A 25,355-nucleotide genomic window follows, 5' to 3' on the forward strand; every position below is an offset into this window, starting at 1 on the left:
CCTCCGGTCCTCCGGTCCTCCGGTCCTCCGGTCCCCTCCCCTTGGCAAGGGGATGGTTAGGGTGGGGTCCTCCGGTCCTCCGGTCCTGCGGTCCTCCGGTCCTCCGGTCCCCTCCCCTTGGCAAGGGGAGGGTTAGGGTGGGGTCCTCCGGTCCTCCGGTCCTCCGGTCCCTTCCCCGATCGCTGGATTCTGTGGGCGAATCCCCCCCAGGCGATCGCCACCCACCCATCCACCGGAAATTGACCCTCAAGCCACCCCAATTCATAAATTATGAACAAATCAAAAAAACGGATGTTGGTCTGCACCGCAGTCGCCCTATTATCCGGTGCCTTGGGTTCATTTTGGGGCGGACAAATGCGGTGGTTGGCCCATGCTCAACAGTGCAATACCAGCGATTATGTGTGGTTAAATACCTTGTGCCGGGTTCAACAGAGCCCCGCAATGTTCAAAGGAGGCACTGCTGGATTATGGACGGGGACTATTTTGGGGGCCTTTCTTGCGGGAATTGCTACTCGCCACCCCAAGGGGAAAAGCCTGACGGGACAAGGAAATTCAGAAGTCTCTGGAGGAGAAGGGGACCGGCTGGAGTTAGAGGGGTTAACCCCGGAACAACTCGCACAGGTGCGGGAGTTGATTACGCTGTTGAAAACGCAACCGGCGGATTTGACCCCGGGTTCAGGAGGACCGAAGGCGATCGCCTCCAAACCCGTCAGTCTGATGGAGTTTCAACAATGGCTGACTGCGGTAGGCCAATTCCAGGAAATCTCCCCCTTGAGTCCACTGCAAGCGCAGCATTTGTTACATCAACTGGGATTTTCTGACGAGGCGATCGCCCAGGGGCAAGCTTCTTTTTCCCGACCCGGGAAACGACCCTAAAATCGCCTCAGCCTCGATGTTTCCCTGTTTGATTGTTTCACCCTAAACCTTAAAAAGGCGGGCCTTCAGCTTCCGACCCAGGGAGTGTAAAACCAACATCACTGGGATAATCTCCAGTCGCCCCATCCACATCAACAAAATCAACACCAGTTTCCCATCCCAGTGCAAATCGGGATGAGAAATTCCCGTAGACAAACCCACCCCACTGAGTGCGGAAGCGGCTTCAAAAATCGTATCGCTTAATTGGTATTTCTCCGGAACTAGACGGTTTAAAACTATCACCCCAACCCCCAACCAACTGATCCAGAGTACGGCCAAAACTGCCGCCCCCTCAATGCGTCGATAGGCTTCCGGTTGCCCAAAGGATTTACCATCTAGCTGATAGCGCATGAGTTGATGGGGTCGTAGAGAAATCCGGCGCAAGTGCCACAGGACTCCTTTATAAAGGGTGAGGACCCGCTGGATTTTCAGTCCGCCCACGGTGGACCCCGCAGCCCCTCCGATCGCCATTGCGACACTTAATAACAGTTTGGCACTGGCACTCCAGGTTTCCACTTTTACGCTATTAAAGCCACAAGTGGTCAAGGCAGAGGCCCATTGAAAGAGGCTATCAATCCACAGGAAGGACCCCTGAAACCAATAGTTTTCTAAAAACAAAATCAGCGTTCCCCCGCCTAACAATAGCCAGAGGGTGCGGTATTCTTCCTGGTTCCACAAGACAGAAAACTGGCGATGGCGTAGGAGGCGATCGTGAATCGCAAAACCGACTGCCCCGGCAATCATCATCGGCACGATCGCCAGTTGAATCACTGGAGAATATGCCCTCATACTCTCCCCCGTCACATCAAAACCCCCCGTGGAAATCACGGTCAATCCGTGATTAAGCGCTTCCCACCAAGGCATTCCCAATATCCCCAATACCGCAATACAAACCCCGGTGTAGATCAGATAAATTTTCCAAATTCGACGCACCGTTCCTCTGACGGTCAAGGCAATCCGCCTGCTGCGTCCTTCCGCATTGTAGAGTTGAAAGGGTTCAGTGGTGGGGTCGAGTACGGACAACATCAAGACGATGGTTCCCACTCCCCCAATCCATTCCATAAAGGAACGCCACCATTGCAACGAGTAGGGCAGTTCCCGGGGGTTGAGGGCCATTGTCAATCCCGTACTGGTAAAGCCGGAAAAGGCTTCAAAAATAGCATTCCAGGGATTTTGAAACCGAGTCAGAGTCTCGGAGATGTCTGGCGAAGGGGCGAGAGTGGCGGCAATTACTAAAAAGGGAATCGCACCGACTAAGGGAATTAACCCCCAACTCAGGGCGACTGTAATCATGGCATGACGCAGGTGCGCTTCCTCGCTATACTGATGAACGCTGCGATAGAGGAGTTGACCGATGCCAAAAGACACCAAGCTGGTCAATAAAAATGCGGCGATCGCATAAAACTCCTGAAAGGCAACGCAAACCCACAGGGACACCAATGCCATCCCTCCAGGGATATGCAGCATTAATCCCACATCCCGCAAAATTGTTTTCGTATAGGGTCGTAGCTTAATCAATCTCTTGTGTTATGGTTCCTTAACCATGCCATAGAGATGTTGGGCGATAATCACCTCGGGGTTCACCAACACCTGCACTCCCAGTTTTTCAAACAGTCCTTGATGACAAGATTGGTTAACCCGACTAATCAGGGTCTTAATTCCACGGTCTTTCCCCAGAAACATTGTCATCAGGTTGACAGAATCATCCCCAGTTGTCGCCACCAACACATCCGCTTTGTCCGCTTGGGCCTCTTCTAACATCCCCCCGCCCGCAATATCTCCATGAAAGACTTCCACATTATATTTTTCCACAATCTTGCGGGCGCGTTCCTCCGATGCTTCAATGACGGCTACCTTGTGCCCGTCATTGAGGGCTAATTCCGCTAAACTAGAGCCTTCCGGCCCCGCACCCACGATAATAAAATACATCCGATTAATGGCGATCGCTCCTTTCTGAATCTCGGGTAAGGCCCCTTCCGGTTCAAAAATATGGGTGGCCCGGAAGGACATTTAACATTAATATTATGGGTAAAGACAAGGGCGATTGACATTTCACTAAAGTCAGAGGTTGGGTGGTCGTCCCAACTCCCCCTGACCCTGGAGAGTGAGGTACACTCTAACAGCAACAGAGAAGGTCCACAGAACACTAAGGGCGATCGAACCCAGGGAACCCGGGGAAACTTTTCCCACTCCCACCCTATAGTCTGCCTTGATGGCGAAACCACATGATATGTACAGCATTACACAGATATTAATTTCCGACTTTGTTGAAAAACTCCGCCAAGGCTATTACCGAATGTATGGCGGATTGAAGCCCGACTATGCCGACATTATTGCCTGGGCTGGAGGCATGGCGTTAGAGAACATTGCCAACAGTGACGCCCTCTATCATAATGTCGAACATACCATTTTAGTTACCCTCGTCGGGCAGGAAATTCTCCGAGGGAAACACATCCGCGAAGGCGGGGTTTCTTGTGAAGATTGGCTGCATTTCACTATTTCTTTGTTATGCCATGATATTGGCTATGTGAAAGGAGTCTGCCAAGACGATAGTGAGGGCTTGTATGCCACGGGCATCGATGGTACAATGATTTCCCTCGATCCGGGCTGCACTGATGCCAGTTTGACGCCCTATCATGTCGATCGCGGGAAACTGTTTATTGAAGAACGCTTTGGCGGCCATAAGTTAATCAATTCTGAAGAAATTAAACTCAACATAGAACTGACTCGGTTTCCGGTTCCCGCAGAGGCGGATCACCAAGATACGGTTCACTATCCCGGTTTAGTTCGCGCTGCCGATCTGATTGGTCAACTCAGTGATCCCCGTTATCTCAAGAAGATTTCTGCGCTATTTTATGAGTTTGAGGAAACCGGATTTAATCAAAAGGTCGGCTATCGAAATACCGGTGACTTGAGAAAGAATTATCCTAAATTTTATTGGGGAGTGGTTCATCAATATATTAAAGATGGATTGACTTGTCTGGAGTTGACTCAACAAGGAAAACAAATTATTGCAAATCTTTATGCCAATGTGTTTGTCGTTGAACATGAACCCCCTAAGTCAGAATAAGGGATTGAGAGGCGATCGCCTCGTCTGCGGCTAACCCAAACCGGGTTCTCACCCTCCGGTTCAATGGCTTGGAATTGTGTCCATTTCATGATATATTGAACATCGCGATCGGTCTAAGCTCTATTGTCCTAATCTTTCGATGTTAATTGTTATTGCTCAACCAACCTCCCTTTTTTCCTATTTTGCCAGCAATGTGAACCTCTAATCTGCCAACAATCAACAGCCCAATTTGCCATACACTGAACCGGGAACAATCGTTATGTCCCTGTTTTTTGTCGTCTCAACTCTCTCGTCTTTCAAATTATCCAGGGGAAGGTTTATGACAATGTTTAGAAATACCACTCATGCGTTTTACGCTGAACTCAAAGCCTTATTAGAATCCAAAGAAACCATTTCCGTCCGAGGTGCCGAACTCAAAGCCGGACGATCGCGCTTCATTAAAATCACCTCTCCCCGAGAACGAGTTGATATGATTCCCCATCTCAACTCTAATCTATTCGCTCAAATTGCCGCTACCTTTTGGGAAATGTCGGGACGGACCGATTTAAGATTCCTCTATCATTATTTACCCCAATCCCTTGATTTTTTCGAGGATAAAAACCTGCCAGGTAACGCGACCGATTCCAGTGGAAAAACTTGGCATCTCAGCCGAACCCTTCGAGAAGTCGCCCGCCTTCTCAACGCTGATTCCAGTAGCCGGGATGCGGTGATTAATTTATCCACCCCTCAATTCAAAAACCCCGCCACTGTAGGAACATCCTGTCAAAATTGGATACAATTTTTAATTAGAAATGGCAAACTGCATCTCAATGTTTGCATTCAGTCTCATGATATTTTTTCCGGGACTTCGGGGATTAATCCCTTTGGTTTAAGCGTATTTCAGGAAGCAGTTGCCTACTGGACAGGGACCCAAGTGGGGGAATATTGCTACTTTATCAGTGAAGTCCATTTAGGCAACTCCTACACTGACCTAGCGCAAAAGGTGTTAGACTTCCAAAAACCAAAAACCTTGTATGAATTTGGATTTAAACCCCCTCAGTTTAGCACCCCAATGGAGGGATTTGATATCATCCTCTCCCGATGGTTTGAGTTGGAAGATAAAATGCGCCAAGAGTCCTTTCAATTAACCAACGAACTCATTTCTATCAAGGATGACTTCATTAGAAACAGCTTAGAATTACTTTATATTTACAATCGCCATCTCCAGGGAGACAAACCCGAACAAATTGCAGCCTTAATCGCCAAACTACCCCCTAACGACTTCAAAATCGCCGCCGTCGATTATTTTGCCCGAATCTGGAACAACCGCGAAGTCATTCCCTTACAACCCCAGGAAAAAGACTATTTCGACTATCTCTGGCAAAGAACAGAACCGACTCACTCCTACTCTTTCTCTAGCATCTTTGAGTTATTAAGCACACTCCATTACAAGAAAACCCTAGTTTATAAAAATAGCTGGAAAAAACACGGAGAAGCCCTCGGCGTCTTTGCCGGAATTTCCCGTAAATATGACCGACTGGAAACCATGTTTACCGAAAATGTTAAACCGACTGCGGATGAATCTGTACTGGATACATTTGCGGATTTAGCCGTCTATTCCACCAAATATTTAACCTATCTGGCGGAACATTATCCTGAAATGTTTCAAGAGTTCATTCAACCGGATTCGGCAGCAGAAGACTTACAAACCTATTGGCATAACGAAGGATTCGACCCGACTTCTAAATTACTGACTCAACGGTATGAATCATCCGAACAATGGCAGCAGATATCTAGTTATCAAGGCTGTTTTGAGGCGATTCGAGATGCCTATAAAGAATTAGAGGATATCTTTGTCAACCAGGATTGGAGAGTCAGCGATCCGCGCAAATGTAGCTTATCCGCAGACTTGGCGATCGTCTCCCTGCACTATCTCGTCCTGGCATCCCAACAGGAAGCGGAGAATTTCCAGAAATTTGCCGAGGCGATCGCAAATTTGTAAGTATCATAAGCCAGCAATCCATGATAGGATAAAAAATTTGGCAAATCCAAGAACCCGGGAAGGGCAACCCAGAACCAATCTGCGATCGGGAGATTCCCCCAGGCGAAGTTATTCAGAAGTTAGGGATAAATCATGGATCGATTTCGAGTAGAAGTAATTACCAAAACCCCCAATCCTCAGCAAGTCATTTATGCAGCAATGCACCAAGATTATAGCGAGGGGTTTGTGTATGATGACCAAGATTCTTGGCCATCCGAATCTAAATGTGGTGAACTCATTGTCAAGCGTCTTTTAGCTGGAGAACGGGGTCATTATGGACCCATTGAACACGTGGGAATTGTGTTCAATTGCGGCTTTTTTCCCCATAGCGTCATGCAGCAAATTAGGACTCACAGGGTGGGAATTTCATTTGACGTGCAATGTCTGGCTGGAGACACCGAGGTTACTTTTTTACAGGCGGGTGGAAGTTTACGCAAAATAAAAATTGCTGAACTTTACGATTTTTGGGCTAACGGAGAAAAAGCGATTCGCAAACGATTAAAACGAGGCAGAAACGGAGAACTTCCAGGCGAATATCGGCGCGATTGCAAAACGCGACTCAAAAAAATGCGCTTGAGGGTTCTTAACGAAACTACTGGTTTTTTTGAGATTGGACACATTAAAGATGTTATTGCAAAAGGAATTCAACCCGTTTATCGCGTAACCTTAGATGATGGCAAAACCCTGGATTGTACAACCAATCACCGCTTATTTACTGCCGAAGGATGGCAGAGAATGGGGGAAGCGGTTGGTTTAGTAACCAATGAAGAGGGTAAGGTCCTTGAACTCACTAAATCTTGTGACGTGATGTGTAATGGCATCTCTGTGCTCAGCGATCGACTTGAGAGAAACACAGAGGGGCTTGAACAGCACATTTATAAAGGGTTTTCTCCCCTAGAAATTGCTGATAATTCGCATTATTCTAACAATTTACTACAGGCGCATCCCATCAAGGTAAAAAGCGTTCAATTCCTGGGATTGGAAATGACCTACGACCTAGAAGTAGAAGGGCCTTGGCATAATTTCGTAGCCAATGGGATGGTGGTTCATAACTCTAATCGCTACACGGGAAACCGGATTGTTGATGCTGCAAAAGGCATTCGAGACATTGAAGATGTGTTTTATTTACGTCCCGTTGGCTATTATACCGATCGCCAGGGAAAACGCTATGAATATACCCAACAACAACGCGATCGCGATTTAGCTTGGTGTTTAGATGCTGCCAAACGCTATCAGGTTCTGATTGAAGAAGGGACATCAGAAGAACACGCCCGAGGCATTATTCCCTTTGATGTCCGCCAACACTGGGTTGTCTCCTTCAATGCGCGAAGTCTTATGCATTTACTCGACTTGCGCGCCAAACCCGACGCCCAACTCGAATGCCAAAAACTCTGTGATTTGATTTGGCCCCATTTTCAAGAATGGGTCCCCGCCATCGCAGAATGGTATGAGAAATATCGTCTCAAAAAAGGCCGTTTATCTCCCTAACTTACAAACGGTATAGAGAGAGAAACCCTCTCTCTATACCCCCGTCGATCCAAACCCATTTGCACCTCTAGCCGTTGCCAAAATTTCCGTAGTTGCTACTTCAATTTCAGGTCTTAAAACTGGAGTAATTGCCATTTGAGCAATTCTCATCCCTTTGAGAACCTGAAAGACTTCTTGTCCATGATTGATTAAAATCACCTTAATTTCTCCCCGATACCCTTCATCAATGGTCCCCGGTGTATTCAAAACCGTAATTCCCTGTTTATAGGCCAACCCACTTCTCGGCCTAATTTGTGCTTCCGTCAATGGCGGCAGTTCAATCGCAATTCCGGTTCCAATTAACTTCCGTTCCCCCGGATGTAGCGTCACCTCCTCATTCGCAGATAAATCCATTGCTGAATCGTTATCATGGGCGTAAGTTGGAATAATCGCATCCGGATGTAAGGGATAAATTTTTAGTTTCATCTTGGGCGGTTTCAGTGACTTTCTAACTCAGTACAATTAAACTATGATGCCTTATTTCATTCAAACTGTCACCCCAGAAGCCAATTATCACCTCCGCCTCCTCTACAGGAACGGAACAGTTATTGTGATTGACTTTTCCCCAGTTATTGAGCGCGGTGGAGTGTTTTCACGATTATCCGATCCGGCATTCTTCTCGCAAGTCAAACGTTCAAAAGACGGTCGATTTATTGAATGGCCGGGAGAACTAGACTTTGGTGCTGATGCCTTATGGTTTCAAGCTCATCCTGATGATAACCCGTTTATTGCTTCATCTTTCCGCGTCTCTAAAGCCCTATAAACCGATGATTTTGACCCTAATTTATTAGTCTTTTCTTCCATGAAATGTTACCATAAATAGAAACGATTGGGTAACTAGAAATTAATGGAACTGGAAGAACTTAGACCAACATGGGATGAATATTTTATCATGTTGGCAAAATTGGCGGCGATGCGGTCAACTTGCCTTGCTTTTCCCGTGGGTGCAGTGATTGTGAAAAATAAGCAGGTTGTGGCAACAGGTTACAATGGTTCCCCATCGGGTACGGCCCATTGTACGGCTCAGGGTTACTGTTATCCTGGATTGAGTAGCTGTGCAGAAAGTAAGTCTTTGCCTTCTCGGGCGGTTCATGCGGAAGCGAATGCGATCGCCCAAGCGGCTAAACATGGAATTTCCACCGAAGGGTCCAGCATTTATGTCACCCTGGAACCTTGTTTATCTTGCTTAAAATTAATTATTTCTGCCGGAATTCATGAAGTGTTTTTCGAGACCGGATTTAACAGTGGAAACAGCCTGTTAGTGCGAGATTCTTTTATTCAGGATGGCTTAGTTACCCTCAAGCAAATTCATATTTCCGAGGCGATCGCCCAAAAAGCCGCGACCTTTCTGATGAACCCAACCTCCGTAGCCACCCCATCCCTGAGCTAAAAGAATTAAGCGATTAGAAACCGGGTTTCTTTCCCAACTTTATGCAACCTTTCCCAAATCTAGGTTAGAAACCCGGTTTCTTGTCCCGTTTTGCGACTTCTACGGACGATGACTGCGGCGAATTTCAGTGATTTGGTCCGCTAATTCTAAAATCGGTTCAGGCATATTCGGTCCCGTTAAAATAATATCAACGTGACTCGGACGTTTGGCTAAAAATTCCAAAACCTCTGCTTCTGGAATCAGGCCAAAACTAATAGCTAAACTCAACTCATCCAGAACCACAAGCGAATATTTTCCTTCACTTACCACCTGTTGGGTGTAGTCCCATAATTTCCGCAGAGAACCGGCCTCAATTTCATCTAACTCCGGTGTATCAATGCAGCGAGGCAGGTCACAACGAACCCAATCTAAATGTTCTCCCAGTTGAACCGGGGCCTCGGGACCCTGACCAATTCCTCCCTTAAGAAACTGGACCACCAGGACCGGGGTCCCCTGGCCGGAAATTCTCAGGGCCTGGGCCATAACACTGGTAAAAAAGTTGCGGTGGCTGCTGGTAAAGACTTGCAGCAACCCTTCCACTTGGTAGGGTGGACGACAAGGGTTATCGAGAGTGGGACTTTCAAGCTGTGCAATCATTGTGGCAATATTTCCGATGGGTTAAGAAACCGTAAAGGGTAGACCGACTCAAGGGCCAGGAAGTGAATTCGGGCCATCCAGTCGAGTCAATATGTAGTGTAGTGTAACCAGATTATGCCACGAAAAGACACTAAATGTACAAAATCCTGCGAAATGACCGAGGCGTGAGAACTTTGGGCAAAATTACGGAGAGATTAAGATTTGTTCCCTGGGAAGGGGAACAGTGGTAGAGTCTATTTTGGGCCAACATGAGGAGTTTTTGTAGTGAGATTGGTAATTCTGGGAGGGCCAGGAGCAGGAAAGGGGACCCAGGCGAGTCAGCTATGCAGTCGCCTGAATATTCCTTGCATTTCAACCGGGGAAATCCTGTTTAAGGCGATCGCCGCTCAAACTGAATTAGGCAGGCAGGCGCAACCTTATGCAGAACGCGGGGAACTGGTCCCGGACCCCATCATGATTGAATTTATTCGCGAACAGTTAACCCAACCCTATACGCAAAACGGCTGGTTACTCGATGGTTATCCCCGCACCTCGTTCCAAGCGGAAGAATTGGATTTTTTACTGGAATCCTTGCAGCAAACCCTAGATTGGGCGATTTGGCTGAACGTATCCGACGCGGAGTTAATGCGCCGGTCCCTAGAGCGATCGCAGGCGAAACCGGAAAGAGGGCGTCCCGATGACGAACCGGAATTTTTGCGTCGTCGGATCCAGTTATTCCAAGAACGGACGACTCCCATCTTGGACTACTACAACTATGGCAATCGCCTCCTCACCCTCGATGGCGATCGGCCCTCAGCAGAAATCCATGAAGAAATCTGGAAAACGGTCAACCCTAACAAAACGCAATCCTAATCATGATTTGGCAGCGTCCTGATGGCCGATCCCCGGCACAACTGCGTCCGATTCGGTTTGAAAAAGACTTTACCCGCTTTGCGAACAGTTCCGTCCTGACCCGTTGTGGCGATACCCAGGTCCTCTGTACCGTCACCATCGAACCGGGAGTCCCTCGATTCCTCGCCAATCAAGGCAGTGGCTGGTTAACCGCAGAATATCGAATGCTTCCCGGTGCCACCCCCCAACGGCAATCCCGAGAATTCATGAAACTATCGGGACGTACCCAAGAGATTCAACGCCTCATCGGGCGCAGTTTACGCGCTGCACTGGATTTAAAAGCACTGGGAGAACGGACAATTCTGATTGATGCCGATGTCCTCCAAGCCGATGCCGGAACCCGAACCACGTCGATTACCGGCGGATTTGTGGCCCTAGCCTTGGCGATCGAGAAACTGGTGCAAACCGGAGAGTTAGAACAATCGCCCATTTGTCGCCAAGTCGCCGCTGTTTCCGTGGGGTTATTTGAAGGTGAACCCTATCTGGACCTCAACTACCCAGAAGATGTGGCGGCAGATATTGATTTTAATGTGGTGATGAGCGATGGTTTGGATATTCTTGAATTACAAGGAACTGCCGAAGCAGGCAGTTTTAATCGCACCGAACTCAATCGCATTTTAGATATGGCTGAATCCGGAATTCAGGAATTAGTCGCCGCACAAAAACAGGCCATTTACGGGGTTAATAACGGGTATTAAAACCCGCACCCTAAAGGGTGGGGCTATACGGACAAAGCCCGCCTGCGCGGGCTAAATAGTACAACGACTTTTGAACGGAGGATTTGGTATAAAATTATCTATCCTTGACTATCAACGGATTAATTGACTCTCATGACTAAGGATGAATTGTCTGATGAATATGACTTTTCTCAATTAAGTGGAGGGGTCCGGGGCAAATATGTTGAGCGCTATCAAAAAGGAACGAATTTAGTTCTGCTAGATCCAGATGTAGCGCGTGCATTCCCAACCCAGGAATCGGTGAATGAAGCCTTGCGGTTGTTGATTAAAATTTCTGAACGTCTACGAGAGTAAATGGGCAATCAAGCATCATAATTTAATGGAATATGGCTATACAGAAATTGCCGTTAAATCGAGAACTCCCTATCGAACTGCCTCCCGCCAAAATGACTGAATTTTGTCAGCGATGGAAGGTTGAGGAATTTTACTTATTTGGGTCAGTTTTGCGGGAGGATTTTCGGCCCGATAGTGATATTGATGTGATGGTAAAATTTCAGCCTAATGCGGGTTGGGGATTGCTAGAACTGGTGCGGATGAAACGAGAACTGGAAACTTGGCTAAAGCGTCCGGTTGATTTAATCACCAAAAAGGCGATCGAGCAAAGTCATAATTGGATTCGTCAGCAAGAAATTTTAGAAACAGCACAGATGATTTATGTCGCGGGATAGTGCATCACTTTTGGATATTCTGAAAGCGGGGGAATTGGCGTTAGAATTTGCCCGAGGACTGAATCGAGAACAATTGGAGGGGGATCTGATGAGACAGTCAGCGATTCTCTATCAGATTGCAATTATTGGAGAAGCCACAAAACGGTTATCCCGCGAGTTTAGAACACAGCATCCAGAAGTACCTTGGGATGATATGGCAGGAATGAGAGATATTATCGCCCATCAATACGATCGCTTGGATCTGGATATTGTCTGGCAGGTGATTCAACGAAATATTCCACAAGTGCTGAATGCGATCGGGCCTCTAGTGCAAATTCAGGATTCAGGAGAAACTTGAGCTATTAACAATACCTATCGACAAATTTTTTCGGGTAAATTATTACCCCATTCTGTGCAAATATTGTTTTTCAATCCAAGCACATTCAGTTGCCATCCTATAATTAAAATCAAGAGGGTTACTACGAGTCCTGATTTCCACGTTACTTTTAAATACAGTTGTTGTGGGAGTGGTGGCAGTGGTGGGAGTCTTTGTAGCAGTGGTAATTGTGGGAGCTGCTGTAACCGTGGCAGTGGTGGTAGTCTCCGTAGCAGGGATGAAATTTTTTGGTTAGATTTAGGAGGTTTAATGGGATTCGTAACACTTGGGAAGATATCCGTTCCCAAATGATTAGCACGTTCACACCAATAGCAACGACCATAAGTTAGACTGTAAGAATGATTACCTACTTTCTTACAAGCCTCTAACTCAAAAATCCCTTGTTCTAAAGCATTAACCCAATCTTTTGGCGAGGGTCGAGAACTTGGAGAAGTGTGACCCTCATTAAAGCATTTGAGGAAGCATTTTTTTATTTCTGGATGAACTACATGAAGCGGAATCGTATTTTGACTCGGGGTAAAATTACTATTTAAACCATAAGGCCAATATCCTTTACTAATAGATTCATCTAAACCAGGAGGGTCTCCAAGCCCTATCCACCGGCCCATAAAAGGATGATATCCAAAAAGCAAATAGTGAATCATGACTGCTAATCTAAATCGATCATGAAATCGATTTTGAGTCATTGTAGATAGCTCTTTGGCAATCAATTCAGGTGGAGTAAATCCTTCGGAACCGACCGAACACCTATAGACCTTTCCTTGAGCATCAGTAATTTGAAAAGAATCTGTATCAATAACAGAAACCTGGCCTCGATCATTGACCAGGATATTTTGGGATTTCATATCTCCAATAATATAGTTTTTTGCATGAAGTTCCTGAAGAATTGATGCCACATTTTTAGCAATAATATGTAACCCATACCAGTTAATGCGAGGAGCTTGTTTCTTGCGATGCTTTGGGTTGTAAATATATAAAAGCTCTTTAGAATTTATAATGTGAGGCATTAAAAAGCCTGCAAAAGAACCTCCCCTGGTTTTCAGTAAATCCTTTGGCCAAACAATAGAAATATGATTTTGACTTTTGGTTGGATCTTTCGGGGGATTTGCAATCATCACCTCAACCTTTTTTTGACGAATTGAATTGGGAGAATGGTAAATTTTTGCGAGCAATCCTTTACGGTTAGTTGTCCAAATTTCTCCCTCTCCACTCTTTGCAAGAAGTGTTATTAGAGTAACAGATTTACCTTTACTATCATGGTAGTTAATCATGGTTATTTAATTGAAAACTGGGGATGCAAAAAATAAATCCACATAAAATATAAAATAAAAGCACCTATAAATGCACCAAAAAACCAAACTATTAGTTGGAATATAATATGATATTTGTTGTTTTTAGATTTACCAGAAGTATTAGTTGAAGTGATGATTTTAAAAAAATTCCAATTGTAATACATGGACAGTAATATGATAATAGTCCAGATAAACCTAGCTGCTGTAAAATCCCCAAGAATCCATTCTGAATAATGATATTGGAAGTTCCAAATAAATCCTGCTGTTACACTAGCAAGAAAAATTTGGATGTAGAAATCTATGTAAAAAGTTTTATTATGAAATATAGGACTGGGAGAAATAGCCGGTTCAAACAGGCAAACCAGTAAAGTTTTGTCATCATCTGTCTTAGCATTGACTTCGGGAGAAGTTAACCAATTTTGCAAAGACTCAGTTTCCTCTTGTTGAGTTCTGGTTGTAATCCCTTCTTCAAACGGTTTAAAAAATTTATGAGATGCCATGAAATTGTTTGAGTCTTTCATGTCAATTGCCAATCTTTCTAAACCATCAGTTGAAACTGAAATGAATTTTTGCTTCCCTGATATTATACGAAACCGCATTTTATTGTAAACATCGTTAGAGGTCACAAATGTAGTCTCGTTAGCGTATTCTCCTTTATCAGGCTGGAACAATAGTTGATAAGTTTCTGATTCTTCTGGTCTGATTACAATAAATCCATCACCAATTTGCATAGCAGCTATCCATTGAGGAGTAGCCAGAACCACTAATAAAGTACAAGCAAAGTCTTTTAAAGCATAACCATTTTTCGTTTCTTCATTAAGCTCCGATAAAACCTTGCTTAAGGTTTTAATAAAAACCTTTTCAGCTTCTTGCTCAGATATAGGTGATTTTAAACTTCTAAGTTTAAACTGTTTTTTTCGCCATATAACCCATGCTTTTAAATAAGCTATTACCGATTTGACTGCTAATTTAGAGCCAATGTCAGAATATTTTGCGCTACCAGCCCCATCGGCTACCGCGCCAATAAGGATGTTGCCAACGACTACATAATCTCCGGCATCTTGACAGACTAATTGTTGTCGTTGGTGACTTGTTCCTATTGCAGAGTCTGCTATAGCTTTCCAGGTCATAAAACATCCTTAAGAGTTTAAATACTAACTTGACCCCATCCCATCGGAGGAAGTGTTGTTTGTTGTCCTCCTGGTTTACTGTGGGATACTTGTGTTACAGAAGCACTTAGCCATTGGAACATGGATTTGAAATCGAGGCCATTGAGGATTAAGGGTGGACGGTTTTGAGGCGCAATTTGACTTAAAATATTCATGTCTGCTCCCTGTACCCCCACCACAAAAAACAAGTGTTTTTTTTGTTGATCCCCGTCTCTAACGCGCTGTGCTGCGTTTTGCCAATGATCAGTCGGCACTCCATCTGTCACCAGAAAAACCCAAGGACGATAGAATTGAATTCCATTATCTCTATAGGTTTGCTTGCGATCTTCTAAAACATCTAAACCATAATTAATTGCTTCTCCCATCGAAGTCATTCCATTTGTTGTAAGATTTGATGGAATGAAGTTGTCAATTGTAGTAAAATCTTGAAACATTACCACATTAGAACCGAACGTTATAATAGCGATTTCTACTCGGAGTTTAGCCATACCATCGGTTTCTAATTCTTGCTTAAAAGTAGCAATTCCGGCATTTAATTGCTGAATGGGTTGCCCAACCATAGAACCTGATGTATCGAGCAATAGAATCACTGGGCACCGAGGCTCTTGGTTGTCAACAAACTCTGGTTTTCCTACAGGCATCTGGATGTCCTCAATGTAATTTGACTACTGAACAGTATTCATATAACGAAATTACAGTAGTTTTTTTATCTCAAGACAATTACTAGGGTGGTTCCAAAGGTATTCAATAAAAAAAGAGTGCAGGATAAATTGTTCTATTTAAGATGTCTTTATGTCAAATAATCTAAGGAACAACAAAGGTGGCCCCACTCTATTTTGTCGAGCTTAACACTACTATAGTGTTCCTCTTTTCCTCACTATACTCTAACAAAAGTTAGTTTTCAACTGACAAACGTCAGGATTCATGCTAGGATTTTGTTAGGAATTATAAGGAGGGGCCTAGTGATGGCAGTAACAGATGAACAATTTGTAGAAGCGGAGAACCACTGGGACTTAGACACTCTCTATACGGATCTGGCTTCAGCAAAGGGTAAGCGCCTGACTCCTATGGAAAAGCTGCACCTGCGGGGCTTGCTTTGTGGCTTTAGCCCTTGTGAAATTGCGGAAAAGCTAGGCAAGAACTCCAGGGGAGTGGAAACTGACTTATGTGCAACCCTATATAAATATGTCAAAAGTCTGGTGGGTCGGGAGAGCGAAAAGATAGACAATTGGAGAAATGTCACCGAATGGTTGGAGGAAGCTGGATATAAAAGCTTATCGCGGCCTCAAATAGCTGAGAGTACAAATGCCTCTGAGAACGGTGGCGTCCACATCACTAACATTATTTGTGAAAATAATGAAATAAAAATTGACGTATTCCTACAAATAAAAATGCCCCTCCCTTCAGAGCTTACCATTCAAAACTTTAATTTGAATCGAAAAAATGATAACTAGATAGAGAGGAGAACCTAAAAATACGGGAGAAATTCATCAATAGATTCTCTCCAAGTTAGTGAAAATCGAAACTGATTACTATTTAGGTGGCTACAGATGACTGAATTACTTCGGTATGTTGTTGCAGAGATAGAGAAACTGACAGAAGAAGAGCAGAATGCGATCGCCTCCCGTCTCCTGGCTGAACTTGAAGATGAGCGGGAGTGGAAATCTCGCTTTGAAGCTACGACTGAGCGGCAGTGGAATGCTTTAGCTGAAATGGTCCGTCAAGATATTGCTGCGGGTAATATTGACTCAATCGATGATGTTTTCTCATCCGAACAATGAAGTCGAAGATTACGAAAGGTTTTCGCAAACACTTAAATCAACTTCCCCAGTCAATTCGAGAACAGGCGAGGAACGCCTACACACTCTGGCGTTCAGATGCCTACCACCCTAGCCTTCAGTTCAAGCGAGTGAATCAACAGCCACCTATTTACTCAGTGCGTATTGGTCTAAACTATCGTGCATTAGGATTGCTAGAAAACAACGAAATATATTGGTTCTGGATTGGTTCCCATGCCGAGTATGATGCTCTATTAAAAAGGCTATAGAGAATACAATCGAATTGGTCAATGGCCGCCAATTTATTGATAGGAGAGGTGTCACTGACAATAATCAGAGTCTACCCCTCTCCCGCAGATTTTTAATATCTTCCTCAAAGTCCTCCACATCATAATGAACGGGGATTTGACGACTTGCAAGTAGATGCTGAAAGGCGATGCGATTCATGGCTGCAAATCGGCTTGCTTGACCTAGGGTGAGTTTCTCTTTTTGAAAAAGCATGACGGCGATTTCTTGTTTCATTTCTGCTTCCGTCATGCGGGTTGCTGTCAGCAGTTCATTGGGAATAACAATACTCATCGCTCTACTCCTCGCAAGGTTACTATTATAAGCCATGAAATCAGCCCGGTTTCACATCAGTTTAAATCAGTTCGGATTTCCATGCTAGAATAACAGGCACAGACTTGATTCATGGGAAACCAAATCTATGTCAATCGTTGTTAACTTGGCCCCAGAGGTAGAAGCTCGACTTCGCGAAAGAGCGAACAAGGGCGTGATGTTGCCTTAGTTGCGGCTGAACTCCTCGCGGGGGTCTTAGAGTGTGAGGCAGAAGACACCGCAGAAGCGATCGCAGGTATTCAAAGGGGGTTAGATGATTTTGAAGCCGGACGTTTTCGTTCGTTTGATGAGTTTGCTGATGAACAACGTCGTCAATATAATTTGCAAGTAGATTGATAAAATATTCCGCTACCACAGATTATACCAATTTTTAGAGACTTGAAGAAGAACCACAGATTACACAGATTTTCACGGATTCTATTCTGTGAAAATCTGTGTAATCTGTGGTTGTAATCTATGGTTCTTCCTCTCCCCCCTCCTCAAAATCTCCAACCCCGCCCAAAATTACGGAAGTTATCAAAATATTAATATTTTTTACAAAAACAACAAAAATATTGTTTTAATATTAACCTGGATCGCAGTCGCCTAGGGTCTTTCGACGGTTCCTAGGGATTTGTACTTAAAAAAGTCACCTCTCAGAACCCCTGGAATTTTGAGATAATCAACAACAGCTTATCGCAGTCGCTCAAAACGCTGTATTTAAACCGAACAAGGGAGAACACTCAAATGAAATTGGCTTACTGGATGTATGCAGGTCCCGCCCACATTGGCACCCTCCGCGTTGCTAGTTCCTTCAAAAATGTCCATGCCATCATGCACGCGCCCCTTGGGGATGACTATTTTAACGTGATGCGGTCTATGCTGGAGCGGGAGCGGAATTATACCCCAGTAACGACGAGCATCGTCGATCGCAACGTTCTCGCTCGGGGTTCCCAAGAAAAAGTCATCGATAATATCGTTCGCAAGGACCAAGAAGAAACCCCAGACTTGATTGTGCTCACCCCCACCTGCACCTCCAGCATTCTCCAAGAAGATTTACAAAACTTTGTAGATCGGGCCCAGATGGAGTCCAAAGGCGATGTCATGCTGGCAGATGTCAACCACTACCGGGTGAATGAACTCCAAGCAGCAGACAAAACCCTCCTCCAAATCCTGCAATTCTATATCGCCAAAGGTCGCAAAAAAGGTGAAATTGCGGAAGGCAAAACGGAAAAACCTTCGGTGAATATCATCGGCATGACGACTCTGGGTTTCCACAATCAGCATGATTGCATCGAACTGAAGAAGTTAATGGCAGATTTGGGCATCGAAATTAATGCCATTATCCCCGAAGGTGCTTCCGTTAATGACTTGAAAAACCTGCCTCGGGCCTGGTTTAATCTGGTTCCTTATCGGGAAATTGGGTTGATGAGCGCCCATTATCTCGCCGAAGAATTTGGAATGCCTTATGTAGATATCACGCCGATGGGTGTGGTGGAAACAGCCCGCTGTATTCGTAAGATTCAGCAGGTGATTAATGAGCAAGGGGCGAATGTGGATTATGAAGAGTTTATCAATCATCAAACCATGTTTGTTTCCCAAGCAGCCTGGTTTTCTCGCTCGATTGACTGCCAGAATTTGACGGGTAAAAAGGCGGTGGTGTTTGGGGATAATACCCATGCCGCAGCGATGACGAAGGTGCTGGCGCGGGAAATGGGAATTCATGTGGTTTTGGCCGGGACTTACTGCAAATATGATGCCGACTGGTTCCGGGAACAGGTGAGCGAATATTGTGATGAGGTGCTGATTAGTGAAGATAATGGGGAAATCGGAGATGCGATCGCCCGCATTGAACCCTCGGCAATCTTTGGTACACAAATGGAGCGTCACGTTGGCAAACGTTTAAATATTCCTTGTGGCGTGATTGCCGCACCAATTCACATCCAAAACTTCCCGATTGGATATAAACCGTTCCTGGGGTATGAAGGGACCAATCAAGTCACGGATTTGGTTTACAACTCGTTTACTTTGGGAATGGAAGACCACCTGCTGGAAATCTTTGGTGGACATGACACGAAAGAGGTGATTCAGAAAACCATTTCTGCGGATTCTGATTTAAACTGGACCAAGGAAGCACAAGGAGAATTGAACAAGGTTCCCGGTTTTGTGCGCGGTAAAGTGAAGCGGAATACGGAGAAATTTGCCCGGGAACGTGGGTTTAGCCAGATTTCTTTGGAAGTGATGTATGCGGCGAAAGAATCGGTAGGTGCGTAGATTTGAGGGTTGGGTGGGGTGACCCACCTGGCGCAAATTAAAGCAAATTTAGAAGGGTGCGATCGCCTAACAGAACGAGAGGCGATCGTCCTTAGAACCCCGCACCCTTAAGGGTGGGGCTATACGGACAAAGCCTGCCTACGCAGGCTAAGGAAATAAAACCGAGTTTAGATAAATTGGAGGAAAAACAATTTTGAGTGAACCCCAAATTTACCCTTCAGTTCCAGCAGATTATGATAAACCCTGGAAAGAAGCCCTTTCTCTCTATTTTGAACAGTTTTTATCCTTCTTTTTCCCCGAACTACATGAGCAGATAGACTGGACTGTGCCCTATCGTTCTCTGGAAAAAGAACTGATGGAACTGGTGCGGGATTCCGATGTGGGGACTCAATTTCCCGATAAATTGTTTGAAGTGAAACTCATCAATCAACAGATTTTATGGATTCTGATTCATGTGGAAGTGCAGAGTCAAATGGATCCGGAGTTTAATCAACGAGTCTATCGGTACAACTATCGCGCTTTTGACAAATACAACAAACCCGTCGTTAGCTGGGCTATTTTAGGGGATGATAATCCATCCTGGCGTCCTACGGAATATTCCTATAGTTTGGATGGGTATCGACTCCGGATGGAATTTCCTACGGTGAAACTGTTGGACTATGAGAGTCGGTGGGAAGCGTTAGAATCGGAAGAAAACCCGTTTGCGCTGATGGTGAGGGCGCATTTAAAAACCCAAGCGACTAACGGGAAGATGACCGAACGCCAACAGTGGAAGTGGACGCTGATTCGCTCCCTGTTTGAAAAGGGTTATACTAGAGAACAGATGGTAAATCTCTTTCGGTTTGTGGACCGGATGATGAGTCTACCGAAGGAACTGGAACAGCAAATAAGAACTCAAGTGATTCGCTATCGGGAGGAAAGACAAATGCCGTTTCTTAGTCCAATGGAAGAACTGATCCAAGAAGAAGCGCGGGAGCAGGGGCGTCAAGAGGGAATGGTGGAAAGTCTGCTGCAAATTTTGCAAATCCGGTTTGGGGAATTACCACCGGAAGTCCTAGAAGCGGTTAATGGGATTGAAGAGATGGATATCCTCAATCCGCTATTGCGGCAGGCGATCGCCATCCCGTCCCTCGCGGAATTCCAAGTTTTTCTAACCTCGGTGAGAACATCCGCCGAGTAGCAACGGACCCAAGGGAAAAAACGGATTTTTCCTTTGGGTTCCGGATTTAAGAGGATGATTTTGATAAACCCAGTCGGTTTCTGGGACAACATTGGCGATCGGGAGGAAAGACAAATGCCGTTTCTTAGTCCAATGGAAGAACTGATCCAAGAAGAAGCGCGTGAGCAGGGACGTCAAGAGGGACGTCTAGAGGGAATGGTTCAAAATCTGCTGAAAGTTTTGCAAATCCGGTTTGGGGAATTACCACCGGAAGTCCTAGAAGCAGTTAACGGGATTGAAGAGATGGATATCCTCAATCTGCTATTTCGGGAGGCGATCGCCACCCCGTCCCTCGCGGAATTCCAAGTTTTTCTAACCTCGGTGAAAACATCAGTTGAATAAACAGGGAAATCTACATCCCATGTCACTATCCATGCAGTTTAGGACACGGCAGTGCCGTGTCCCTACCTTTTAAAACTGGAAAACCGAATTTAAACTCAACAGGTTATGCCTGATTTTCAGATTTTTCCGCTTCAGGTGGAGTCTCAGAAATCACCTCATATTCAATGACACCTTGAGGTTCGGGGACCACTTCAGGTTCTGGCGCGACTTCTGATTCGGGCACGACTGGAGTCGCGGTTGATTCTCCTTTCATTTCGGCAACGCGATCGCGGGTTTGATTCGCCACTTCCTGAGCTTTTTCTCGCGCTTGTTCAGCAAAAGATACCGTACCTTCTCGCGCTTGTTCAGCAAAAGATACCGTACCTTCTCGCGCTTGTCCGGCGACTTCTTGCACTTTACTTTTTGCTTGCTCAGAGATATTTTGCGCGCCCTTAATTAACCCGCGCAAATCACCCATTGTTTGACTATAGTCTTCTTTCAGCAGTTCGCCGACTTTATTCAATTTTTGATTCATGCCATCGGTGTAGGGTTGAGGCTCTTGAACCGCTTTATCAATGGCAATAATTCGCTTACTCCCTATACTAGCAATATCTTCTGGGGAGAGCAGATAAGTGCCTTCTACTGCACCGCGCCAACCGCTCGATTTATAAAGATAACCGACCACGGCCCCAGTCTGAGTGGCAATGATATAATCGCGCAATTCACCTGCGGTATTTCCGCCATCAGTCAACACCTCATGACCGATAATCGGAGGACTGATTTCCGGAGATTTTTCCGGTTCTTCTACCTCAGAATTAATGTTGACTAAAATACTATTACTATCCGCGCCAATACTATAAATTTGCTCCCAACTAAAGGAATGTTTTTTCACTCCTAATCCTAGAACGCCGCCTGACTTGCAGGAAAATCCGACAACGTGATGAGATTTTGAATTGAGCCAGAGTTCATCAAGGCGGCCTACTTCTTCGGCTGTTCCGCGATCGATGACGCGACGATTAATCAACTGAGAATACTGAATCACCTGTTGTTCGATTGCCATGTTAAAAGTCCTATAAATGATAAACTCATCCGTTGTGGGGATGATTGACATTCAGACGCCTGAGTGCACCGGGCTAAAAGTTAGGATGCCTTGCCAACAAACCCTTGGATTTTGATAGTTTGCTACAAGAATCAATGCCTAGGAGTCATGCGATTTACCCGGCGGGGTAAGTGGTAGAGAAGGGAGTAAAGTAGCTCAATGCGATCGCACCGTTTCATGGCTCGTTCCCTCTAGTCTGTCTAATACTTGATGAACCGATCCTAGCAAAATCCTACAGGGATCCGCCGCTTGTTCAGGATGGATAGCCCTCTTTCGCCACTTCAGATTCCAACGAAGTTTGGGGGAGTGGGATAGGTTTGGTGATATCCTCCGCAGTCACCGTATCCGAATCCGGTTCTGGCAGACGCATTGCCGACTCCAATTGTTGAAAGTCCGATGAGATTTTAGACTGATATTTGGACAGATGAATTTGGATTTGCGGACCCGATCGCGCCAAAGAAAAAATCACCCCATCTTCTGCGGTCACTTGAGTAATGGGAGACCCCTTCAGATAAGTCCCATTGGTGCCGAGATTAATAATTTTCCACTGGAGACCGACCCGTCGCAACTCTACATGATGGCGAGAGACCACAGCACTATAGAGTACGACATTGTTATCCGTCGCCCGCCCAATCCGAATTACAGATTCGTTGTCAAATTTCCAACTCTGAATCGGCGTGGACTTAATCGGATGCAATAAAGTTAATGTAATCACAGGAGCATCCCTATTCAGTAGATCTACCTTTGATAACAAAGGTTTAAGGTACAGTCGCAACAGGGTCCTTAAATTTCCCGGGTTACAAAAAGGACCTATTTAAAGATACCCCTGTCACCCTGCCTTTTTTCAATTCTCATGATCTCCCTTCTCAAGAAGACAAGGGGTTTCATCTAAACTGGAATAGAAATCCAGGGGGAATGGGGCCGGCTAACAAAACCCCCCGCCAGACTTAGAAAAAGTTGGCGGTGAGTTTGTCAAGTGGGAAAAAGGGGGTCAATTCCTAGTCCGGGGTTACAGCAAAGGTTAGAAACCAGGTTTTGTCACAAAATCTCTGGTCCTTATAGCCATCCTAAATGATTTGTAACCTGTACCTGTGAGCCAGATGTGAAACCTCCAGCATCTGGATCAAATGTACAGATGAGAGTTTGAACTGTAGGTCCGTCACTCAACGATAGGCAAGGACTGTTATAGCACCCCAGAAAGGGCAGACACCCGGTTTGTTCTCCCCCGGATTGAATCGGGAGCGAATCCAGGGCCGATTTTATAGACCCTACGACAGTTGGAAAATAAAGGTGACCATATCTCCCTTACCCAAAGCAATGCGATCGCCCGCACGCAAAAGCTGGCGATTTCCTTTCGGTAACGGCAGATTATTCACATAAGTCCCATTAGAACTGCCCACATCCTCCAGAAAGAAATTAGTTCCCTCCACACGGATATCCGCATGAATGCGAGAAACCACCTCAGAATGGGGAAATCCCGACACATCCACATCCGGGGGAACCAGATCATTGGGTTTGCCAATGTGAACCACCGAGAGAGTCGCGGGTAATTCCACCGGGGTATTGGTTTGAACGTGAAACAGTCGTGCCTGTGGCATCGCCTGAAGTTGAGTTGCCGAACTGGATGCAACCGGCGTGGCAACGGGAGTCGGTGCCGGAGTGGGTGTCGGAGTGGGTGTCGGAGTGGGGTCCGGAGTAGCAACCGGAGTCGGTAACGGAGTGGGGTCCGGAGTCGGTAGTGGAGTGGGTGCAACCGGGGGAGGAGTCTGCGCTTCCGGTTCCGAGGCGGAAAATCCGGCTAGGGGGTCTGGAGACACCAGGGGTTCCGGGGGGTCCAAGTCTGGCATTGAACCCGTAGAGGAACCAGACCCCGTTGAAACCACGGTGGGCAAAGCTTCTGGGACTTCTACGGCAGAGCTTTCCTCCGCAGAATTGACCTGGAGATTATAGCCACACTGACCACAGAAGGCGGCGTCAGTTTGGACCGTTGCGCCACAGGAGGGACAGTTCATGGTGGCAGGCAAAGGAGTCAAACAAGCCTCACATTGGATGGCTCCATCGGGATTTTGGTGGTTGCAATTCGGGCAAACTATCATCTTCGTTAAGTTCTCGCTGCGATACGATCGGAGAAAAGACGGGTTTAAACTGCTGCTATTGCGGCGGTTCAATCGCTTCAGGAGAGAATAGCAACGAGCGGTTGACAGCGAAAGTCCATCGGACCTCTGGTCTGATCAGGCCGCCGTGCCATAAAGGATAGACCGTTTAGACGGTTAACTCCCGTCCTGCCGGTCCATCTAATAGCCACCATAACTTGCCTAAAGGCTGAATCAGCCTCGCCGGGTAAGTTAGAGGGTCAGCTTCGGGGGCGAAAATTTGTTCGAGGGCCTGTTGTTTGGAGGCACCTGCCACCAGAAAAAAGACATTGTGGGCGTGGTTAATTAGGGGAACGGTAAAGGTGATGCGGGGCTGTCCGTCTTTATTGCCTACGGTGACGAGGCGATCGCGCACTTGTAAGGCTTCGGTATGGGGAAACAGGGAGGCCGTATGAGCGTCATCCCCGATTCCCAGCAAAATGATATCAAAATTGGGGAACTCTCCCGGAGAAATGGCAAAGAATTCTTGCAAATGGGCCTCATGGCGCTGGGCATCACTAGCCGGATCTTCTCCCTGGGTGGGAATCGGGTGAATGTTGGCGTTGGGAAAGTTCACGCGATCGAGCCATGCTTGACGTGCCATGAGCTGATTGCTATCGGGGTCCGTTGGGGGGACATAGCGTTCGTCCCCCCAAAAGATGTGAATTTTTTCCCAGGGAAGGTTCAGGGTAGCGAGGGATTCATACAAGGGTTTGGGGGTGCTGCCACCTGCCAGGGCGATGGTACAGCGATCGCCCTGTTGAATCGCTTGGTCAATTTTGTCCCGCACCAGTTCCAGCGATCGCTCAACTAGGGCAGTTTTATCGGCTAAGATTTCGACGTGATGATTCATCCGGTTGGATTAAAATGAGGGTTTTCCACCCTATTTTAGGCAATCTGGTCAAGAGGGGATGAGGGGTCATTGGTCATTGGTCATTTGTCATTTGTCCTTGGGTGATGGGGGAGTTGGGGGAGATGTTCAACATTTCGACTTCAGGTGTTATCCTCTTTTGTTCAACGTCCCGACTTCAGTCGTTGCCGCGTTACTTGGCATCAGCCAAGTAACGCCCCAATATCAGGCTTAAACTCCTGTTCCCAACTCAGCAGGTGGTAGACCCTATCTCGACTTCAGTCGTTAGGGAACTCCAAAAAATAAAATCTCCAAAACCTTCGTTCGTAGATCAACAGAGTAGCCCCGTCAATGTAGGGGCGCAATGCTTGCGCCCGACGGAGGGCGCAAGCAT

28 protein-coding genes are annotated in these 25,355 nt (G+C 46.0%); 16 read left to right on the forward strand and 12 right to left on the reverse strand.

Features of this window, described 5'->3' with window-relative positions:
• The first annotated feature begins 270 nt into the window (after nt 1-270).
• On the forward strand, nt 271-876 hold the full coding sequence (locus NG833_RS06485; protein WP_254564491.1) for a hypothetical protein: 606 nt from the start codon (nt 271-273) through the stop codon (nt 874-876).
• A 42-nt stretch (nt 877-918) separates the two neighbouring features.
• Here the strand turns inward: NG833_RS06485 and NG833_RS06490 are convergent, their stop codons facing one another.
• The gene (locus NG833_RS06490) at nt 919-2,433 is read right to left on the reverse strand and encodes a TrkH family potassium uptake protein (RefSeq protein WP_254564492.1); all 1,515 of its coding nucleotides are present in this window, start codon (nt 2,431-2,433) and stop codon (nt 919-921) included.
• 9 nt (nt 2,434-2,442) lie between these two features.
• Nucleotides 2,443-2,925, reverse strand: coding sequence for a TrkA family potassium uptake protein (locus NG833_RS06495; RefSeq protein ID WP_254564493.1), 483 nt, complete (start codon nt 2,923-2,925; stop codon nt 2,443-2,445).
• Between the two features lie 220 nt (nt 2,926-3,145).
• Between NG833_RS06495 and NG833_RS06500 the strand changes: the two genes are divergently transcribed.
• From NG833_RS06500 to thyX, 3 genes are all read left to right on the forward strand, one after another.
• Nucleotides 3,146-3,985, forward strand: coding sequence for an Npun_R2479 family HD domain-containing metalloprotein (locus NG833_RS06500; RefSeq protein WP_254564517.1), 840 nt, complete (start codon nt 3,146-3,148; stop codon nt 3,983-3,985).
• Nucleotides 3,986-4,304: 319 nt separating this feature from the next.
• Nucleotides 4,305-5,966 (forward strand): thymidylate synthase, encoded by a 1,662-nt coding sequence (locus tag NG833_RS06505; RefSeq protein WP_254564494.1) that lies wholly within the window; start codon nt 4,305-4,307, stop codon nt 5,964-5,966.
• Between the two features lie 132 nt (nt 5,967-6,098).
• Entirely contained in the window at nt 6,099-7,493 is a 1,395-nt protein-coding gene (thyX, locus tag NG833_RS06510; protein WP_254564495.1) for an FAD-dependent thymidylate synthase, read from the forward strand.
• 33 nt (nt 7,494-7,526) lie between these two features.
• On the opposite strand, the gene dut is transcribed toward thyX, so the two are convergent.
• Nucleotides 7,527-7,958, reverse strand: coding sequence for a dUTP diphosphatase (gene dut, locus NG833_RS06515; protein ID WP_254564496.1), 432 nt, complete (start codon nt 7,956-7,958; stop codon nt 7,527-7,529).
• Between the two features lie 43 nt (nt 7,959-8,001).
• Between dut and NG833_RS06520 the strand changes: the two genes are divergently transcribed.
• Both NG833_RS06520 and NG833_RS06525 read left to right on the forward strand, forming a co-directional pair.
• Nucleotides 8,002-8,295: a DUF2442 domain-containing protein gene (locus NG833_RS06520; protein ID WP_254564497.1), complete on the forward strand. Its 294-nt coding sequence runs from the start codon at nt 8,002-8,004 to the stop codon at nt 8,293-8,295.
• A gap of 84 nt (nt 8,296-8,379) precedes the next feature.
• Entirely contained in the window at nt 8,380-8,922 is a 543-nt protein-coding gene (locus tag NG833_RS06525; RefSeq protein ID WP_254564498.1) for a dCMP deaminase family protein, read from the forward strand.
• A gap of 99 nt (nt 8,923-9,021) precedes the next feature.
• Here the strand turns inward: NG833_RS06525 and NG833_RS06530 are convergent, their stop codons facing one another.
• Nucleotides 9,022-9,558 (reverse strand): P-loop NTPase family protein, encoded by a 537-nt coding sequence (locus tag NG833_RS06530; RefSeq protein ID WP_254564499.1) that lies wholly within the window; start codon nt 9,556-9,558, stop codon nt 9,022-9,024.
• A 264-nt stretch (nt 9,559-9,822) separates the two neighbouring features.
• Here NG833_RS06530 and NG833_RS06535 point away from each other — a divergent pair, with 264 nt between their 5' ends.
• From NG833_RS06535 to NG833_RS06555, 5 genes are all read left to right on the forward strand, one after another.
• Nucleotides 9,823-10,410, forward strand: a complete 588-nt coding sequence (locus tag NG833_RS06535) for an adenylate kinase (RefSeq protein WP_254564500.1) — start codon at nt 9,823-9,825, stop codon at nt 10,408-10,410.
• 2 nt (nt 10,411-10,412) lie between these two features.
• The gene (rph, locus tag NG833_RS06540; protein ID WP_254564501.1) at nt 10,413-11,147 is read left to right on the forward strand and encodes a ribonuclease PH; all 735 of its coding nucleotides are present in this window, start codon (nt 10,413-10,415) and stop codon (nt 11,145-11,147) included.
• A 132-nt stretch (nt 11,148-11,279) separates the two neighbouring features.
• A complete protein-coding gene (locus tag NG833_RS06545; protein WP_254564502.1) occupies nt 11,280-11,480 on the forward strand; it encodes a hypothetical protein in 201 nt (66 codons plus the stop codon).
• Nucleotides 11,481-11,512: 32 nt separating this feature from the next.
• Nucleotides 11,513-11,854, forward strand: coding sequence for a nucleotidyltransferase family protein (locus NG833_RS06550; protein WP_254564503.1), 342 nt, complete (start codon nt 11,513-11,515; stop codon nt 11,852-11,854).
• Complete coding sequence (locus tag NG833_RS06555) at nt 11,841-12,191, forward strand: DUF86 domain-containing protein (protein ID WP_254564504.1); 351 nt, start codon at nt 11,841-11,843, stop codon at nt 12,189-12,191. Before NG833_RS06550 ends, NG833_RS06555 begins: the two co-directional genes overlap by 14 nt.
• Before the next feature lie 14 nt (nt 12,192-12,205).
• Here the strand turns inward: NG833_RS06555 and NG833_RS06560 are convergent, their stop codons facing one another.
• The 3 genes from NG833_RS06560 to NG833_RS06570 are packed head-to-tail and all read right to left on the reverse strand — an operon-like array spanning nt 12,206 to nt 15,332.
• Entirely contained in the window at nt 12,206-13,501 is a 1,296-nt protein-coding gene (locus NG833_RS06560) for a helix-hairpin-helix domain-containing protein (protein WP_254564505.1), read from the reverse strand.
• 2 nt (nt 13,502-13,503) lie between these two features.
• Entirely contained in the window at nt 13,504-14,652 is a 1,149-nt protein-coding gene (locus NG833_RS06565; protein ID WP_254564506.1) for a PP2C family serine/threonine-protein phosphatase, read from the reverse strand.
• Nucleotides 14,653-14,669: 17 nt separating this feature from the next.
• Nucleotides 14,670-15,332: a VWA domain-containing protein gene (locus NG833_RS06570; protein WP_254564507.1), complete on the reverse strand. Its 663-nt coding sequence runs from the start codon at nt 15,330-15,332 to the stop codon at nt 14,670-14,672.
• Between the two features lie 324 nt (nt 15,333-15,656).
• On the opposite strand from NG833_RS06570, the gene NG833_RS06575 reads away from it, so the two are divergent.
• The gene (locus NG833_RS06575) at nt 15,657-16,145 is read left to right on the forward strand and encodes a helix-turn-helix domain-containing protein (RefSeq protein WP_254564508.1); all 489 of its coding nucleotides are present in this window, start codon (nt 15,657-15,659) and stop codon (nt 16,143-16,145) included.
• Between the two features lie 96 nt (nt 16,146-16,241).
• On the forward strand, nt 16,242-16,472 hold the full coding sequence (locus NG833_RS06580; protein ID WP_254564509.1) for a hypothetical protein: 231 nt from the start codon (nt 16,242-16,244) through the stop codon (nt 16,470-16,472).
• A 330-nt stretch (nt 16,473-16,802) separates the two neighbouring features.
• Here NG833_RS06580 and NG833_RS06585 read toward each other — a convergent pair whose 3' ends face one another.
• Entirely contained in the window at nt 16,803-17,048 is a 246-nt protein-coding gene (locus NG833_RS06585; RefSeq protein ID WP_015150896.1) for a UPF0175 family protein, read from the reverse strand.
• Between the two features lie 765 nt (nt 17,049-17,813).
• Here NG833_RS06585 and bchB point away from each other — a divergent pair.
• From bchB to NG833_RS06600, 3 genes are all read left to right on the forward strand, one after another.
• The gene (gene bchB, locus NG833_RS06590; RefSeq protein WP_254564510.1) at nt 17,814-19,340 is read left to right on the forward strand and encodes a ferredoxin:protochlorophyllide reductase (ATP-dependent) subunit B; all 1,527 of its coding nucleotides are present in this window, start codon (nt 17,814-17,816) and stop codon (nt 19,338-19,340) included.
• 193 nt (nt 19,341-19,533) lie between these two features.
• Nucleotides 19,534-20,520, forward strand: coding sequence for a DUF4351 domain-containing protein (locus tag NG833_RS06595; protein ID WP_254564511.1), 987 nt, complete (start codon nt 19,534-19,536; stop codon nt 20,518-20,520).
• A gap of 54 nt (nt 20,521-20,574) precedes the next feature.
• Nucleotides 20,575-20,901 (forward strand): DUF4351 domain-containing protein, encoded by a 327-nt coding sequence (locus NG833_RS06600; protein ID WP_254564512.1) that lies wholly within the window; start codon nt 20,575-20,577, stop codon nt 20,899-20,901.
• Between the two features lie 103 nt (nt 20,902-21,004).
• Here the strand turns inward: NG833_RS06600 and NG833_RS06605 are convergent, their stop codons facing one another.
• From NG833_RS06605 to pgl, 4 genes are all read right to left on the reverse strand, one after another.
• A complete protein-coding gene (locus NG833_RS06605; RefSeq protein ID WP_254564513.1) occupies nt 21,005-21,940 on the reverse strand; it encodes a PRC-barrel domain-containing protein in 936 nt (311 codons plus the stop codon).
• Between the two features lie 292 nt (nt 21,941-22,232).
• Nucleotides 22,233-22,694: an FHA domain-containing protein gene (locus NG833_RS06610; protein WP_254564514.1), complete on the reverse strand. Its 462-nt coding sequence runs from the start codon at nt 22,692-22,694 to the stop codon at nt 22,233-22,235.
• A gap of 553 nt (nt 22,695-23,247) precedes the next feature.
• Nucleotides 23,248-24,075, reverse strand: a complete 828-nt coding sequence (locus NG833_RS06615; protein WP_254564515.1) for an FHA domain-containing protein — start codon at nt 24,073-24,075, stop codon at nt 23,248-23,250.
• A gap of 166 nt (nt 24,076-24,241) precedes the next feature.
• The gene (gene pgl / locus NG833_RS06620) at nt 24,242-24,964 is read right to left on the reverse strand and encodes a 6-phosphogluconolactonase (RefSeq protein WP_254564516.1); all 723 of its coding nucleotides are present in this window, start codon (nt 24,962-24,964) and stop codon (nt 24,242-24,244) included.
• Nucleotides 24,965-25,355: the final 391 nt, after the last annotated feature.

Origin of the sequence: Oscillatoria sp. HE19RPO, from assembly GCF_024220515.1 — a bacterium.
Lineage (GTDB): Bacteria > Cyanobacteriota > Cyanobacteriia > Cyanobacteriales > Laspinemataceae > Laspinema.

Excerpts from the sequence above, each read along its gene's own strand:
- NG833_RS06485 (WP_254564491.1), top strand. The coding sequence starts at position 271 with ATGAACAAATCAAAAAAACGGATGTTGGTCTGCACCGCAGTCGCCCTA.
- NG833_RS06495 (WP_254564493.1), bottom strand. The coding sequence starts at position 2,925 with ATGTCCTTCCGGGCCACCCATATTTTTGAACCGGAAGGGGCCTTACCC.
- NG833_RS06500 (WP_254564517.1), top strand. The coding sequence starts at position 3,146 with ATGTACAGCATTACACAGATATTAATTTCCGACTTTGTTGAAAAACTC.
- NG833_RS06505 (WP_254564494.1), top strand. The coding sequence starts at position 4,305 with ATGACAATGTTTAGAAATACCACTCATGCGTTTTACGCTGAACTCAAA.
- thyX (WP_254564495.1), top strand. The coding sequence starts at position 6,099 with ATGGATCGATTTCGAGTAGAAGTAATTACCAAAACCCCCAATCCTCAG.
- dut (WP_254564496.1), bottom strand. The coding sequence starts at position 7,958 with ATGAAACTAAAAATTTATCCCTTACATCCGGATGCGATTATTCCAACT.
- NG833_RS06520 (WP_254564497.1), top strand. The coding sequence starts at position 8,002 with ATGATGCCTTATTTCATTCAAACTGTCACCCCAGAAGCCAATTATCAC.
- NG833_RS06525 (WP_254564498.1), top strand. The coding sequence starts at position 8,380 with ATGGAACTGGAAGAACTTAGACCAACATGGGATGAATATTTTATCATG.
- NG833_RS06530 (WP_254564499.1), bottom strand. The coding sequence starts at position 9,558 with ATGATTGCACAGCTTGAAAGTCCCACTCTCGATAACCCTTGTCGTCCA.
- rph (WP_254564501.1), top strand. The coding sequence starts at position 10,413 with ATGATTTGGCAGCGTCCTGATGGCCGATCCCCGGCACAACTGCGTCCG.
- NG833_RS06545 (WP_254564502.1), top strand. The coding sequence starts at position 11,280 with ATGACTAAGGATGAATTGTCTGATGAATATGACTTTTCTCAATTAAGT.
- NG833_RS06550 (WP_254564503.1), top strand. The coding sequence starts at position 11,513 with ATGGCTATACAGAAATTGCCGTTAAATCGAGAACTCCCTATCGAACTG.
- NG833_RS06555 (WP_254564504.1), top strand. The coding sequence starts at position 11,841 with ATGTCGCGGGATAGTGCATCACTTTTGGATATTCTGAAAGCGGGGGAA.
- NG833_RS06560 (WP_254564505.1), bottom strand. The coding sequence starts at position 13,501 with ATGATTAACTACCATGATAGTAAAGGTAAATCTGTTACTCTAATAACA.
- NG833_RS06565 (WP_254564506.1), bottom strand. The coding sequence starts at position 14,652 with ATGACCTGGAAAGCTATAGCAGACTCTGCAATAGGAACAAGTCACCAA.
- NG833_RS06570 (WP_254564507.1), bottom strand. The coding sequence starts at position 15,332 with ATGCCTGTAGGAAAACCAGAGTTTGTTGACAACCAAGAGCCTCGGTGC.
- NG833_RS06575 (WP_254564508.1), top strand. The coding sequence starts at position 15,657 with ATGGCAGTAACAGATGAACAATTTGTAGAAGCGGAGAACCACTGGGAC.
- NG833_RS06580 (WP_254564509.1), top strand. The coding sequence starts at position 16,242 with ATGACTGAATTACTTCGGTATGTTGTTGCAGAGATAGAGAAACTGACA.
- NG833_RS06585 (WP_015150896.1), bottom strand. The coding sequence starts at position 17,048 with ATGAGTATTGTTATTCCCAATGAACTGCTGACAGCAACCCGCATGACG.
- bchB (WP_254564510.1), top strand. The coding sequence starts at position 17,814 with ATGAAATTGGCTTACTGGATGTATGCAGGTCCCGCCCACATTGGCACC.
- NG833_RS06600 (WP_254564512.1), top strand. The coding sequence starts at position 20,575 with ATGATTTTGATAAACCCAGTCGGTTTCTGGGACAACATTGGCGATCGG.
- NG833_RS06605 (WP_254564513.1), bottom strand. The coding sequence starts at position 21,940 with ATGGCAATCGAACAACAGGTGATTCAGTATTCTCAGTTGATTAATCGT.
- NG833_RS06615 (WP_254564515.1), bottom strand. The coding sequence starts at position 24,075 with ATGATAGTTTGCCCGAATTGCAACCACCAAAATCCCGATGGAGCCATC.
- pgl (WP_254564516.1), bottom strand. The coding sequence starts at position 24,964 with ATGAATCATCACGTCGAAATCTTAGCCGATAAAACTGCCCTAGTTGAG.